The sequence below is a fragment of the Bradyrhizobium murdochi genome (assembly GCF_000472965.1).
In the GTDB taxonomy this organism is placed as follows: Bacteria; Pseudomonadota; Alphaproteobacteria; order Rhizobiales; family Xanthobacteraceae; genus Bradyrhizobium; species Bradyrhizobium murdochi.
On sequence record NZ_AXAU01000008.1, the window covers coordinates 274332 to 288244 of the forward strand.

Sequence of the window (13913 nt, forward strand, 5' to 3'; positions counted from 1 at the left end):
TCACAAAGAAAGTGGCTAGCTGCCCGCCAGGCTGGCGAATTCCTTGACCACGCGCTCATAGACCGGTCGCTTGAACGGTACGATCAGGTTCGGGAGATTCTTCATCGGCTCCCAGCGCCAGCTAACGAATTCGGCCTTGTGCCCGCCGCCGGGGCTGGCGACGTTGATCTCGTTATCCTTGCCGGTGAAACGCACCGCGTACCACTTCTGCCGTTGCCCGCGATAACGGCCCTTCCAGGCGCGGCCGGCCACTGTGCGTGGGATGTCGTAGATCAGCCAATCCGAGACTTCGCCAAGCTTCTCCACCGAGCGAACGCTGGTTTCCTCGTAAAGCTCGCGCTTGGCGGCCTCCCATGTATCCTCGCCGGGATCGACCCCGCCCTGCGGCATCTGCCAGACGTGGGATTCGTCGACATGTTCAATGCCGCCGGCGCGCCGGCCAATGAAAACCAGCCCGGCTGCATTGATCAGCATCATGCCGACGCAGGTCCGGTAGGGCAGGTCCTCGTAGCGCGCCATTTCCGTCAGGACTCCTATAGCTGCAGCAAGTCACCCGCAAACCGGCCGGGGCGGCGCAATCAGAGGGAGCCCGGATTGCTGCCATCAGGTTGATCTCTAGCCTGATTTTGATTTCAGCATCGCCGTTGTCAATGGCACAAGCATGATGCCGCGGGTCTCAAGAGTCTTGATCCAGGCGGCAATCCGCTCGATCGAAACCGGTAGCGCCGAGGCGACGCCCACAGCCAGTCCGCGCTCCTTGGCAAGCGTTTCCAGTTTCACCAGTGTCCGGTCGATTTCGGCCGAGGTCGGTACGGCATCGATGGTGAAATCGGCCTTGGCGAACGGCATCGATTGGGCAGCCGTCAGGGACGGCGCAGCGCTCCGCGGCGAGGAGCCGTCATCGAGATAGCCGAGGCCGCGCTTGGCTGCCTCCCGGATGATCGGCTGCATCACGGTGTCGGTGGCCGTGAAACGCGCCCCCATGAAATTGGCGATCCCGGCATAGCCCTGGAGCCGGCTGAGGTGCCAGTACAGCCGGTCGATGTTCTGCTCTGACGTCAGCGTCGTGAGCAAGGTCTGCGGGCCGGGGTCGTTATCGGGATAATCGAACGGCTCCATTGGAACCTGCAGCAGGATCTCGTGGCGCTGCGCGCGGGCCCGCTCGGCCAACTTGGCGGGATCCGCCCCATAGGGCGTAAACGCGAGCGTCACGGCCGGTGGCAGTTTCATGATGGCATCGGTCGTCTTGGCAGCGCCGACGCCGAGGCCACCGATGACGATGGCGACCACCGGCATCTTCGCGGCCTTGGTGCGGTCGGCGTCGGCCGCGTAGACAGTGAAGGGTTTCAGACCGTCGGCAACCGCCGGGATCATGCCGTAGCGCGACTTTTCGAGGAGCCGCGGATCGATGCCGGCCATCGCGGTTGCCGGCGCGGAGTCCGAGCCGGACTTGTCGGCGGCATCGCTGCCGATCACGACGTCCTGGCGCTTGCCGCTGGAGCCATCGATGATGGTGACGGTTCTGTTATCACCCTTATTGTCGCCGGCCGGGGCCTGCTGTAACGGACTTTTTGCGGCCTGTTCGGTGTGGCCGGAAGCCGCCGGCTGCTTGTCGTCCCCCGCAGGCCCGCGCAATGCGACGTGGGCGACGGGCTCGCCACCCAACGGATTGTCGGTAAACAGAGCGATCGTCAGGAAGGCGACCAGGAACAGGCCGAGCAGCATGGCCAGCGCCTGCACCGCGGTGAACGGCAGCCGAAACCGCCGCTTCTGGCGCTCCGTCTTCTGTCCAAGCGGCGTGCTCAGTTCGTCGGCCGTTTCCGTCATAGACCTCCCCGAATCAACCTCGCCGACGATACCACGAGGAGTCGGATTCAAGCGCTGCGCCGCGCGCAAAAGCGCCTCGCCTGGCCCTCGCCAGGGCAGCGGACGGGCCGGAAGCGCAACAAAAAGGCGGCCCGGAGGCCGCCTTTTCTTCAGGGAAATTTACGGGGCTATGATCAGTTCGCCGCCTTGGCTGGCTTGTCGACTGCCGCCTTGTCGCCGGGCGCTGGAGCGCTGCTTGCCGTCGACTTGATGCCGTGCAGCAGGTCGGCGGCCGTCTTCAGCGCCTTGTCGTCCTTGGCGTCCGGCGGCACGTAGGACTGCGAGCCGGTCTTCTCGTCGCCGTCGGTCTTCAGATGGCCCCGCAGCGAGGCTTCGCCCTTGGTGTCGGTGCGCGCCTTCAATTCGTCCGGCACGTCCTGCAGCACCTCGATATCGGGCACGATGCCCTTGGCCTGGATCGACTTGCCCGACGGCGTGAAGTAGCGCGCGGTGGTGAGGCGCAGCGCGCCGTTGCCGCTGCCGAGCGGAATGATGGTCTGCACCGAGCCCTTGCCGAATGAGCGCGTGCCGACAAGCGTCGCGCGCTTGTGGTCCTGCAGCGCGCCGGCGACGATTTCGGAAGCCGAAGCCGAGCCGCCGTTGACCAGCACGATGATCGGCTTGCCCTTGGTCAGGTCGCCCGAATGGGCGGCGCGGCGCTGGGTCTCCTCGGCATTGCGGCCGCGGGTCGAGACGATCTCGCCGCGCTCCAGGAAGGTATCGGAAACGGTGACCGCTTCCTCCAGCAAGCCGCCGGGATTGTTGCGCAGATCGATGATGTAGCCCTTCAGCTTGTCGCCGATCTGGTTCGAGAGGTTGCCGATCTCGCGCTTCAGGCCTTCGGTGGTCTGCTCGTTGAAGGTGGTGACGCGGATATAGGCGATGTCGTCCTGTTCGATGCGCGCGCGGACGGAGCGGACGCGGATGTTGTCGCGCACCAGCGTCACTTCGATCGGATTTTCCTGGCCCTTGCGGATGATCTTGAGACGGATCTTGGTGTTGACCGGTCCGCGCATCTTCTCGACCGCCTGATTGAGGGTGAGACCCTGCACGGCTTCGTCGTCGAGATTGGTGATGATATCGTTGGCCATGATGCCGGCCTTCGACGCCGGCGTGTCGTCGATCGGCGAGACGACTTTGATCAACCCGTCTTCCATCGTGACCTCGATGCCGAGCCCGCCGAACTCACCGCGGGTCTGCACCTGCATGTCACGGAAGCTCTTGGCGTCCATGTAGCTGGAATGCGGATCGAGGCCGGTCAGCATTCCCGAGATCGCCGATTCGACCAGCTTGGAGTCGTCGGGCTTCTCGACATAGTCGCTGCGCACGCGCTCGAACACGTCGCCGAACAGATTGAGCTGGCGGTAGGTGTCCGACGTTGCAGCACGCGCACTCGATCCCATCAGCACGGAACGAGGCTGCGTGACGAAGAGCGTCAAAGCCGCACCGGTGGCGGCGCTGAGAAGAATTACAGAAGTCTTGCGCATCATCCGCGAACCTTTTCGCCTTCACTTGTCGCCCACCATGGGCCTGAGTCGATTGGAGTGCCGTCCTTGCGGAACTCGACGTAGAGCACCGGCTGGCTCGCGGTCGTCGCGAGGATGGATGCGACTTGGGACGTTGTTCCCATGGTCGCGACCGGCTCTCCCGTAAGTACAAACTGGCCGATGTTTACCGAAATGCGCTCCATCCCGGCGATCAGGACATGATACCCGCCCCCGGCATTGAGGATCAAGAGTTGTCCGTAGCTGCGGAAGGGTCCGGCGTAAACAACCCAGCCGTCACACGGTGTTGTGACCTGAGCCCCGGCGCGCGTCGCCAAAGAAATGCCTTTTTCCACGCCGCCCGCGCCGTCGGAACCGCCAAAATTGCGAATCTTGCGGCCATTGACCGGAAAAGCGAACAGCCCCTTCGCAGAAGCGAATGCGATCGCCGGGCTCAGCCGGGCGGGATCTTTCAATGCTCCCAGATTGGGCTTGCCGCCCGGGGCAGGTGGGGCGCCCTGCAGGCTGGCGGTCGCGGCCGCCTTGGCGGCGCTCTTCAGATCTTGTTCCATTTTCCCGATCAGGCCCTGCAGGCTGTCGACCTGCCTGGACAGGGTGATGGCGCGTGCGCCTTCGGCCTCCATGTCCTTTTCGATCGCGCTCTGCTTGCGCTGTCGTTCTTCCACCAGCGCCGCCAGTCGGATGGAATCGTCCTTCAGCCTGTCGCGGTCCCGCGCAAGTATGTCGCGCTCGGTGGCGATGTTCTTGCGCAGGGTCACGAGCTCGCCGAGATCGGCGGCAAGCTTCTCCGCGCGGCCGCGCAGTTCGGGGACGACAGCGCCGAGCAGCATGGCGGTGCGCAGCGATTGCAGTGCGTCCTCAGGTCGGACCAGCAGCGCCGGCGGCGTGCGCCGGCCGGCGCGCTGCAAGGCCGCCAGCACCTCGATGATTTCAGCGCGGCGTGAATCGAGCGAGGCGCGGGCCTGCTGTTCGCGGCTGTCGAGCGGGCGCAGCCGCCCCTCGGTCTCGCCGATGCGGGTTTCGATGCTGCGCACCTGGGTTGCGATGTCGATCAGTTGCTGGTTGAGCTTGGAGCGGTCCTGCCCGATCGCGGCGATGTCGGCCTTCAGCTTCTGCTGCAATTCGGCCGCCTTGCGCTGCTCCTCGCGCGCGGCTTCCAGCTCCTGCTCACGCTGCTTGATGGCATCGGGCGAAACGGCAGTTGCTTGCTGCGCGGTTGCGGCGGGTTGCGCCGCCGCTGGCAAAAGCGACGTCATAGCAAAGCTTGCGGACAGCAGGATCAGGGGAAGCGAGACGGCTAACATCAGCGGTGCACCGCGATGGCCGGTGTTAGGGCATGAATGAATGTGCTGCGTTGAATGCATCCGGCCTATTCAGCGTTCTCTGTATTCACGTCACCGGGCCTTACGCGCGGTGGTAGGGGTGGCCGGCCAGAATGGTGGCGGCCCGATAAATCTGTTCAAGAAGCATGACGCGAACCATTTGATGCGGCCAGGTCGCCGAGCCGAACGCAATGCGTAATTTAGCCTTGCGCTGCAAATCGGGCGAAAGTCCGTCCGCGCCGCCGATGGCGAAAATTGTGTTGGCGATCCCTTCGTCCCGCCAATCGCCGAGCTGCCGGGCGAAGGTCGCGCTATCGATGTTCTTGCCGTGCTCGTCCAGCGCCACCAGCATGGATTTCTCCGGTATCGCCGCCGAAATCGCGGCGGCCTCCTCCGATATCCGGGTCGCAGTGTCGCGTGCGCGGCTTTCGGGAATTTCATGGATCGAAAGCCCGCGAAAACCGAGCTTGCGGCCGATGTCCTCGAAGCGCTCGCGGTAGCGTTCGGCGAGCTCCTGCTCCGGGCCTTGCTTCAGCCGGCCTATTGAAACCACGACGAGGCGCATGAATGCTGTTTCTGGCGTGCACTTTCCGGCACGCGCGCTTTTCGCGCGCGCTGGCAAACTACATGCGCCTTAGCCGATTCGCATCGGCCGAGGTTTCAGATCGCTGCCGCCGCCGGGTTTTGCGTCCACAACCTTTCAAGATTGTAGAATTCGCGCACCTCGGGTCTGAACACGTGCACGACCACATCGCCGGAATCGATCAGCACCCAGTCGCAATTGGGCAGGCCCTCGACATGGATGTTCTTGACGCCGGTTTCCTTCAGGGCTTTCGTGACGTTTTCCGCGATCGCGCCGACATGCCGGTTGGCCCGGCCTGACGTGACGATCATGTAGTCGGAAAAGGCGGATTTGCCGCGAAGGTCGATGGTGATCGTTTCTTCCGCCTTCATATCGTCGAGGCGGGAGAGGATCATATTCAGCGTCTTGTCGGCGTCGGGTTGCGCCTTCAAGGCTGCAGCTTGTGTCGGTGTTTTACCCGTGTTCTTGGCGGACTTGCCAGAATTCTTGCTAGTTGCCTTGGGCAAAACAGACTTAGACTTGGACAATACAGATGTGGCCAGGGACCATTCCTTTCACTGTATCGCGAACGCCGAATCCCGACGTCCGCGGACCATATTAGGCATGTGGGGTTAATGGTTTCAATATTCCAGTGACCCACCCGCCGGTTCAGACCGAACTGTCACTTCTTTTTTGCCTTCCAGCTCCCGTCAGAGTTCCGCAGGCCCGTCGACGACAGGTTCAGTTTCATGCCGGTGAGGAAAACCCAGGCCGGCGCCTGCTGATCGGCCAGCCGGGCCGCCTGATTCTCGGGCAATCTATACCGCGCCAGCGCCTGGGCGGCCGGCGCAGCTAGCGCCCGGAAACTCTGCGGCGGACGATCGATCACGGCGAGCGGCACCTCGGCAGCGATGCGCCGCCAATCCTTCCAGCGATGGAACTGCGCGAGATTGTCGGCGCCCATGATCCAGACGAAACGCACGCCGGAAACGCGGCGGCGCAAATGAATGATCGTGTCGACAGTGTATTTGGTGCCGATGACAGCTTCGAGACAACTGATATCGATGCGCGGATCGTCAGCGACGTCGCGCGCGGCATGCGCCCGTTCACCAAGGCCATGCAGCCGGCCGGTATCCTTGAGCGGATTGCCAGGGGTCAGCAGCCACCAAACGCGATCGAGCTTCAAGCGCTTCAGCGCAAACAGGCTGATGGCGCGATGCGCCGCGTGCGGCGGATTGAATGAGCCGCCGAGCAGGCCGACGCGCATGCCATTGGTATGGAAGGGAACGGCTTGCGCGGCGGATTGCAATTTCATCGGAGGGGTCACCGCGGGCGCGGGCTGGCGGTCACGGCCGCGTCTGCCCGGTGCCGTGAACGCGGTATTTGAAGCTGGTCAGTTGCTCGGCTCCGACCGGCCCGCGGGCGTGGAATTTGCCGGTGGCAATCCCGATCTCGGCGCCGAAGCCAAACTCGCCGCCGTCGGCGAACTGCGTCGAAGCATTATGCAGCACGATCGCCGAATCGACCTCTTTGAGGAATTTCTCGGCCGCTTTGGCATCCTCGGCCACGATCGCATCGGTGTGGCGCGAGCCGTGGTTCCGGATGTGCGTGATTGCCCCGCCAACGCCGTCGACGACACGCGCGGCGATGATGGCATCAAGATACTCGGTATCCCAGTCATCATCGGATGCCGGCTTCACCCGCGCGTCGACCTTCTGCACGGCGTCGTCGCCGCGCACCTCGCAGCCGGATTCGATCAGCATCTCGATCAGCGGCTTCAGATTGGCGGCGGCGCCCGCGCGATCGACCAGCAGCGTCTCGGCCGCGCCGCAGACGCCGGTCCGGCGCATCTTGGCGTTCAGCACGATCGACTTGGCCATTTCGAGATTGGCGGTGCGGTCGACATAGACGTGGTTGACGCCTTCGAGATGCGCAAACACTGGCACGCGCGCTTCCGCTTCAACCCGCGCCACCAGGCTCTTGCCGCCGCGCGGCACGATGACGTCGATGCCGCCGTTCAGGCCTGACAGCATCAGCCCGACCGCCGCGCGGTCGCGCGTCGGCACCAGCGTGATCGCGGCTTCCGGCAAGCCGGCTTCGCGCAGGCCCTGCACCAGGGCTTCGTGGATCGCCCGACAGGAGCGGAAGCTGTCGGAGCCGCCGCGCAGGATCACCGCATTGCCGGACTTCAGGCACAGCACGCCGGCGTCGGCCGCGACATTGGGACGGCTCTCGAAGATCACGCCGATCACGCCGAGCGGCACGCGCACGCGCTCGATGGTCATGCCGTTCGGCCGCTGCCAGCTTTCGGTGACAGTGCCGACCGGATCGGGGATGCCGCGCACGGTTGCAACGCCATCGGCCATCGCGTTGATGCGCGCAGGTGTCAGCGTCAGGCGGTCGATGAAGGCCGAGGTCGCGCCTGTGGCGCTGACTTCCGCGACGTCCTCGGCATTGGCGGCGAGGATCCTTGCCGCATTGGCGCGGAGCGCCCGCTCGATCGCCTCCAGCGCCTGGTCCTTCTGCTCCGGCGGCGCCAGCGCCAGCATCCGCGCGGCCTCGCGCGCATGAGAGGCGAGGTCGGTCATCAAAGCGGGCAGATCGGCGTTACCGTCGATAGCCTTGAGCGGCGCGGTCATTGGAGATCTCGGGTCTTGATTAAGGTCATGTCTTAGCACGGAAATTCTTCTGTTGCGAGGTCCGGAACCAGCATGGCTGGTTGCCGGTACCGGCACAAACGGCTCGTCGGCCATTGGCCTACTTGGCCGGAATGGCTCCGGCCGGCCCCACCACCAGATCGTCGCGGTGGATCATCTCCGCGCGACCGCTGATGCCAAGGATTGCCATCACATCAGGTGAAGAACGGCCCTTGATCTTCTCCGCATCCTCGGCGTCGTAGGCGACAAGGCCGCGGCCGATCTCGTGGGTATCGGGGCCGCGCACTACCACCGCATCGCCGCGGGCGAACTGGCCGTCGATCCGGATCACGCCGGCCGGCAACAGGCTTTTTCCCGCGCGGAGTGCCGCGACCGCGCCAGCGTCGATGGTCAGCGTTCCCTTCGGCTCCAGCGAGCCCGCGATCCAACGTTTGCGCGCGGTGATGGGATTGGCTGACGTCAGGAACCAGGTGCAGCGGCCGCCATCTGATATCGCCTGCAAGGGATGCTCGATCTTGCCCGAGGCGATCAGCATATGCGTGCCTGATGTCGTCGCGATTTTCGCCGCCTCGATCTTGGTGAACATGCCGCCGCGCGACAGTTCGGATTCGGCGGCACCCGCCATGCCCTCGATCTCCGAGGTGACGGACTCGACGATCGGAATCAGCTTTGCGTTGGGATTGGCGCCAGGCGGCGCGTCATAGAGCCCGTCGATATCGGACAACAGAATCAGCAGATCGGCGCTCGTCATGGTGGCGACACGCGCGGCGAGGCGGTCATTGTCGCCGTAGCGGATCTCGTTGGTGGCGACCGTGTCGTTCTCGTTGATCACGGGTACTGCGCGCCACTCCAGCAGTTTGGCGATGGTCGAGCGCGCGTTCAGATAACGGCGGCGCTCCTCGGTGTCCTGCAGCGTTACCAGGATCTGCCCGGCGCCGATGCCATGAGCGCCGAGCACTTCCGACCATATCCGTGCCAGCGCGATCTGCCCGACGGCGGCAGCGCCCTGGCTTTCTTCCAGCTTCAGCGGGCCGCGCGGCAGTTTCAACCGGCTGCGGCCGAGCGCGATCGAGCCTGACGACACGACGAGAACATCGCGGCCCTCGCCGTGCAGCTTGGCGATATCGGCGGCCAGCGCCGACAGCCATGCCGAACGGACTTCGCCAGCATTGGAGCCGATCAGCAGCGAGGAGCCGACCTTGACGACGATGCGGCGGAAGTTTTTGAGCGCGGGGCGTTTCATGATGCGGTCGGACGATGCAGATTGTCGGAAGCAATACGCGCCAGTCCCCTGATTTGGAAGTGGCGCGGCCGCGGGAAGGCTAACTTTGTATCAGCCCTGCGGCGGCGGGACTGGCGCCCATGGGTCCTGACCGCCCTTGGCCTTGAGAGAAACCGGGGCCTCACCGATGACTTCGACCAGCGCTTTGAGCGCTTCCGGCACGCCTTCGCCGGTGGCGGCGGAGAGCAGCAGCGGCGTCTTCTTCGCCGCGCGTTTCAGCCGGTCTTTCTGCTTCTTCAATTCATCCGACGCGACCGCATCGATCTTGTTGAGCGCGACGATCTCGATCTTCTCGGCGAGATGCCCCTCATAGGCTTCGAGCTCGGTCCGCACCGTCTTGTACGCCTTTCCGGCGTGTTCGCAGGTTGCATCGATCAAATGCAGCAGCACGCGGCAGCGCTCGACATGGCCCAAAAACCGATCGCCGAGGCCGGCGCCTTCATGCGCGCCTTCGATCAGGCCGGGAATGTCAGCGAGCACGAATTCGCGGCCCTGCGCGTTCACGACGCCGAGCTGCGGATGCAGCGTGGTGAAGGGATAGTCGGCGATCTTCGGCTTGGCCGCGCTGACGACCGAAAGGAAAGTCGACTTGCCGGCATTGGGCAGGCCGACGAGGCCGGCGTCCGCGATCAGCTTCAGCCGCAGCCAGATCCAGCGTTCCTCGCCTTCCTGCCCGGGATTGGCATTGCGCGGCGCGCGGTTGGTGGAGGATTTGAAATGCGCGTTGCCGAAGCCGCCATTGCCGCCTTCGGCGAGCACGAATTTTTCGCCGAGTTCGGTGAAGTCGTGGATCAGCGTCTCGCGGTCCTCGTCGAATATCTGCGTGCCCACCGGCACCTTGAGAACGATCGGTTTGCCGTTGGCGCCATGGCGGTCCTTGCCCATGCCATTGGTGCCCTTCTGGGCCTTGAAGTGCTGCTGGTAGCGATAATCGATCAGCGTGTTCAGCCCATCGACCGCCTCGACGATGACGTCGCCACCGCGGCCGCCATTGCCGCCGGAAGGCCCGCCGAACTCGATGAACTTCTCGCGGCGGAACGCCACGCAGCCGTTGCCGCCGTCGCCGGAGCGGATATAGACCTTTGCCTCGTCAAGGAATTTCATGATTTGTACTATAGCGTTTTCGAGCGAAGTGGACACCGGTTCGCGTCAAGAAAACGCGTCAAAACAAAGACTCTACAGACTGGTTCAATCGGAACCAGTCTGTAGTTAGGGCAGGGGCTCCCGCGCGGCAACCCTCAAGGCTCGCAACATTGACGAAAAGCCTTAATTTTCGGGCCTTTTTCGGAACCGCAAGCCACGGCCTCCTATGAGGCCGGTCGCCGGCGAACCAGGAATTTCTGCATTCCTTCCAGCACGAGCTCCTTGCGCTGGTTGAACACCGTCGAACGCAGCGTCACGACGCCGGTGGTGCGGCCGGGGACGAGTTCGATCACCTCGAGCGCCGGATAAAGGGTGTCGCCGGCATAGACCGGTTTCAGGAACTTGCTCGATTGCTCGAGGAAGCCGACCAGCGATTCCTCGACGAGATAGGGAAACAGGCCTGCACCCGGCGCGGTGTGGACCAGGGTTTGGAAGCCATGCGCGAGCAGGTCCGGCATACCGCGGGCGCGGCAATATTCGACATCATAATGGATCGGATGGGTATCGCCGCTCGCGGTCTGGAACGCGGCGAACACTGCCGAGGTCTGGGTCCGGCTAGGAATGACGAAGCGTTCGCCGAGCACAAAATCCTCGAACCAGCGCTGTTCGCTCACCATGCGATGATGGGCGGGGTCGAACTCGGTCATCTCGGATTTCCTGCCGTTTCTGGAGCGATACCGGTATCGCAGCGCTGTGGCTGCGGCAATCGATCCATCTCAATTGGTCATACCCGGGCAATGGCGCGAAGCGCGTCTTCGCGCTAAATGTCCCCGGGCATCCGCGTCTCGACAACGTGGCTAGCACAAAAAGTGGATGGCCGGACGCGCTGGCCATGACGAAGAGCAACAAGCAGGAAACGTCATGAGCCTGTTCGGCAAGATCTCGACCTATGACGAGCGCTCTGCGCGCCTGGCCGGCATCGGATTGATGCTGCTGTCAATCTTCATGTTCTCGTTCGGCGATGCGCTTGGGAAATTCATGGTCGCGACCTATTCGGTCGGGCAGTTACTGTGGCTGCGCGCCTGCGCAGCGCTGCTGGTGCTGTTGCCGGTGATCTGGAAGCAGCGCGCCGAGTTCTCGCGCCTCGAGCGGCCATGGCTGCAGCTATTGCGCGTGACGCTCTCGACGCTCGAGGTCGCGGCGTTCTTTCTCGCAACCGTCTATCTGCCGCTCGCCGACGTCATCACCTATTATCTGGCCTCGCCGATTTTCGTCACCGCGCTTTCCGGTATCGTGCTCGGCGAGCGGGTCGGCTGGCGGCGCTGGACCGCGATCCTGGTCGGATTCTGCGGCGTCCTGATTGCGCTGCGTCCGTCCACGCAAACGGTAAGCTGGCCGGCGATGATCGCGCTCGGCGGCAGCCTGTCGTTCGCGTTCCTGATGCTGATCACGCGCTCGCTGCGGGACACGCCGGATATCGTGCTGACGACCACGCAGTTCGGCGGCACATTTCTGCTCGGCGCGCTGATGTCGCCGATCGGCTGGGTGACGCCGAGCGCCGGCAGTCTCGGCCTGTTTGCCGCGGCGGGCGTGGTTTCCGTCGTTGCACTCTTGTGCATCAACCGGTCGCTGAAACTTGCGCCGGCCAGCGTCGTGGTGCCGTATCAATATTCGATGATCGTGTGGGCGGTGATCTTCGGCTTTGTGGTGTGGGGCGACGTGCCGTCAATCTCGACCCTCATCGGCGCTGCCATCATCATCGGCGCGGGCATCTACATCTTCCTGCGAGAACAGAAGCTTGGGCGCGAGGAGCCGGTAGTCAATCCGCCGGCGTGAGTCGTGCTCTCGCCGTCATTGCGAGCGAACGAAGCAATCCAAATCTCCGCGCGGTGATAGATGGATTGCTTCGTCGCGTTGCTCCTCGCAATGACGCGGAGAGTTCACCGCTCTCTCCTCGTCGAGCTTCCCCAGTTCTTCAGCGATGCCCACACGCTGCGTGTCAGGCGGAACCGGTCGACCGGGGTCGAGCATCCCAGTGCTTCGAAGCGGTGCAACTCGACGCCGCTCCACTGGAAGCCGCATTTCTCCAGGATGTTGCGCGACCCCGGGTTGGTGACGCGGGCGCCCGAAATCAGATGTTCGGCGTCGAACTCCTCGAAGAAAAAATCGATCACGGCGCGTGCGGCTTCGGTGCCGAAACCCTGGCCCCAATGCGCGACGCCGAGCCAGTAGCCGAGTTCCGGTGCATCCGGGTCAGTGCGGTCGATGCCGACCATGCCGATCGGCGAATAGTTGTGTTCGATCAGAAACACCGTCTCGCTGTTATCGGTGGCATTCGCCCGCACGAATTCGACCGCGTGGTCCTGCAGGTAGGGATGCGGCAGGCGGCGGGTGTTTTCCGCAATGCGGCGATCATTGGCGAGATGCGCAATCGCTTTTACGTCCGCGAGCGTCGGCCGGCGCAGCGTCAGCCGTTCGGTCTCGAGGACGCAGCTACTCGTCTGACGCCGCGTCGGGGTCTGGATCGGGATGTCCTGCAACATGTCGGGCTCCTGATTGCGAATATGCGCAAATTAAAAAGGGGAGGCCGGTTTCCCGCCTCCCCTGGAGCCCATTTCGACTCCGCCGGTTCAACAGGATCCGGCAGACTCGAATTTTGTCCACCGTCTACTCGGCCGCCTCCGTCATCGGAACTACCGATACGAAGGTGCGGCCATTGGCTTTTGCACGGAATTCGACATGACCTTCGACTTTGGCAAACAGAGTATGGTCGGTGCCCATGCCGACATTAAGGCCGGGATGCCAGGTGGTGCCGCGTTGACGCGCGATAATGTTGCCGGGAATCACGTGTTCGCCGCCATACGCCTTGATGCCAAGGCGCTTGCCCGCTGAATCGCGTCCGTTTCGCGATGAACCGCCTGCTTTTTTGTGAGCCATGGCCCGTCTCCGATTTCTCGAATATTTCTAGATCAATTCCTTGACGGAATCATTTCACTTTTTCTCACGCCTCAACTTTCGTCGAGGCGCATTACTTCCGGTCGCTCTAGCCGTTCGCGGCCTAGTCGTCCTTGGCAGCCGGTGCGGCAACCTTCTCCCTCTTCGGCCGCGGGCCGATCGAAGGCTTGGCGTTGTCGGTTAGGATCTCGGTGACGCGAAGCACCGTGATCTCGTCGCGATAACCGCGCTTGCGGCGCGAATTCTTGCGGCGACGCTTCTTGAACGCGATCACCTTGGGGCCGCGCTTGTGGTCCAGCACTTCGGCCGCAACGGAAGCGCCTGCCACCGTCGGCGCGCCCAGCACCGGCGTGTCACCGCCGACCACCAGAACTTCACCAAGCTGCACGATCGTGCCGACTTCGCCGGCGATCTTGCCTATCTCGAGCACATCATCCGGAACGACGCGGTACTGCCGGCCGCCGGTTTTGATGACTGCGAACATCGTTTTTTTCCTTCGTGTTCGATCCCGGCCTCGGACACATTCCCGAAAGGGCTGTCCGGGTCGGCTTTTTGGTCAGTCGTTATGGGTACGATTTTCGCGCGGCCGGGGAGCAAACCCCGTAAGATTTCGCGCAAAAACAAGCGGCGCGAGAAATCCCGCGCCGGATGCGGGACTTATAGCCGCAGAATGCCGTGAGT

Annotated in this window: 15 protein-coding genes; 1 reads left to right on the forward strand and 14 read right to left on the reverse strand. The window is 63.4% G+C overall.

Annotated features, from left to right (window positions below; all coding sequences use genetic code 11):
* Positions 1 to 15: 15 nt before the first annotated feature.
* From YUO_RS0117850 to YUO_RS0117900, 11 genes are all read right to left on the reverse strand, one after another.
* Positions 16 to 519, reverse strand: coding sequence for an RNA pyrophosphohydrolase (locus YUO_RS0117850; RefSeq protein WP_028348519.1), 504 nt, complete (start codon positions 517 to 519; stop codon positions 16 to 18).
* Positions 520 to 615: 96 nt separating this feature from the next.
* A complete protein-coding gene (locus YUO_RS0117855) occupies positions 616 to 1827 on the reverse strand; it encodes a divergent polysaccharide deacetylase family protein (protein ID WP_028348520.1) in 1212 nt (403 codons plus the stop codon).
* Between the two features lie 173 nt (positions 1828 to 2000).
* Positions 2001 to 3356 carry a S41 family peptidase gene (locus YUO_RS0117860; RefSeq protein WP_028348521.1) on the reverse strand — a complete coding sequence of 452 codons (1356 nt, stop codon included), beginning with the start codon at positions 3354 to 3356 and terminating at the stop codon, positions 2001 to 2003.
* Entirely contained in the window at positions 3353 to 4675 is a 1323-nt protein-coding gene (locus tag YUO_RS0117865) for a murein hydrolase activator EnvC family protein (RefSeq protein ID WP_035726926.1), read from the reverse strand. Before YUO_RS0117865 ends, YUO_RS0117860 begins: the two co-directional genes overlap by 4 nt.
* Positions 4676 to 4775: 100 nt before the next feature.
* Positions 4776 to 5258 (reverse strand): 23S rRNA (pseudouridine(1915)-N(3))-methyltransferase RlmH, encoded by a 483-nt coding sequence (rlmH, locus tag YUO_RS0117870; RefSeq protein WP_028348523.1) that lies wholly within the window; start codon positions 5256 to 5258, stop codon positions 4776 to 4778.
* 95 nt (positions 5259 to 5353) lie between these two features.
* Positions 5354 to 5707: a ribosome silencing factor gene (gene rsfS / locus YUO_RS0117875; RefSeq protein ID WP_028348524.1), complete on the reverse strand. Its 354-nt coding sequence runs from the start codon at positions 5705 to 5707 to the stop codon at positions 5354 to 5356.
* Positions 5708 to 5937: 230 nt separating this feature from the next.
* Complete coding sequence (locus YUO_RS0117880) at positions 5938 to 6570, reverse strand: nicotinate-nucleotide adenylyltransferase (protein WP_028348525.1); 633 nt, start codon at positions 6568 to 6570, stop codon at positions 5938 to 5940.
* Between the two features lie 31 nt (positions 6571 to 6601).
* Positions 6602 to 7894, reverse strand: a complete 1293-nt coding sequence (locus tag YUO_RS0117885; RefSeq protein WP_028348526.1) for a glutamate-5-semialdehyde dehydrogenase — start codon at positions 7892 to 7894, stop codon at positions 6602 to 6604.
* Between the two features lie 118 nt (positions 7895 to 8012).
* Complete coding sequence (proB, locus tag YUO_RS0117890) at positions 8013 to 9155, reverse strand: glutamate 5-kinase (protein ID WP_028348527.1); 1143 nt, start codon at positions 9153 to 9155, stop codon at positions 8013 to 8015.
* Positions 9156 to 9245: 90 nt separating this feature from the next.
* Complete coding sequence (gene obgE / locus YUO_RS0117895) at positions 9246 to 10298, reverse strand: GTPase ObgE (protein ID WP_028348528.1); 1053 nt, start codon at positions 10296 to 10298, stop codon at positions 9246 to 9248.
* Positions 10299 to 10501: 203 nt separating this feature from the next.
* Positions 10502 to 10984 carry a MaoC family dehydratase gene (locus YUO_RS0117900; RefSeq protein ID WP_028348529.1) on the reverse strand — a complete coding sequence of 161 codons (483 nt, stop codon included), beginning with the start codon at positions 10982 to 10984 and terminating at the stop codon, positions 10502 to 10504.
* A 214-nt stretch (positions 10985 to 11198) separates the two neighbouring features.
* Between YUO_RS0117900 and YUO_RS0117905 the strand changes: the two genes are divergently transcribed.
* On the forward strand, positions 11199 to 12113 hold the full coding sequence (locus YUO_RS0117905) for a DMT family transporter (protein ID WP_028348530.1): 915 nt from the start codon (positions 11199 to 11201) through the stop codon (positions 12111 to 12113).
* Between the two features lie 104 nt (positions 12114 to 12217).
* Here YUO_RS0117905 and YUO_RS0117910 read toward each other — a convergent pair whose 3' ends face one another.
* The 3 genes from YUO_RS0117910 to rplU form a co-directional block, all read right to left on the reverse strand.
* Positions 12218 to 12820, reverse strand: coding sequence for a GNAT family N-acetyltransferase (locus tag YUO_RS0117910; protein ID WP_028348531.1), 603 nt, complete (start codon positions 12818 to 12820; stop codon positions 12218 to 12220).
* A 124-nt stretch (positions 12821 to 12944) separates the two neighbouring features.
* Positions 12945 to 13214, reverse strand: a complete 270-nt coding sequence (rpmA, locus tag YUO_RS0117915; protein WP_028348532.1) for a 50S ribosomal protein L27 — start codon at positions 13212 to 13214, stop codon at positions 12945 to 12947.
* A gap of 121 nt (positions 13215 to 13335) precedes the next feature.
* On the reverse strand, positions 13336 to 13716 hold the full coding sequence (gene rplU / locus YUO_RS0117920; protein WP_028348533.1) for a 50S ribosomal protein L21: 381 nt from the start codon (positions 13714 to 13716) through the stop codon (positions 13336 to 13338).
* Between the last annotated feature and the right edge of the window lie 197 nt (positions 13717 to 13913).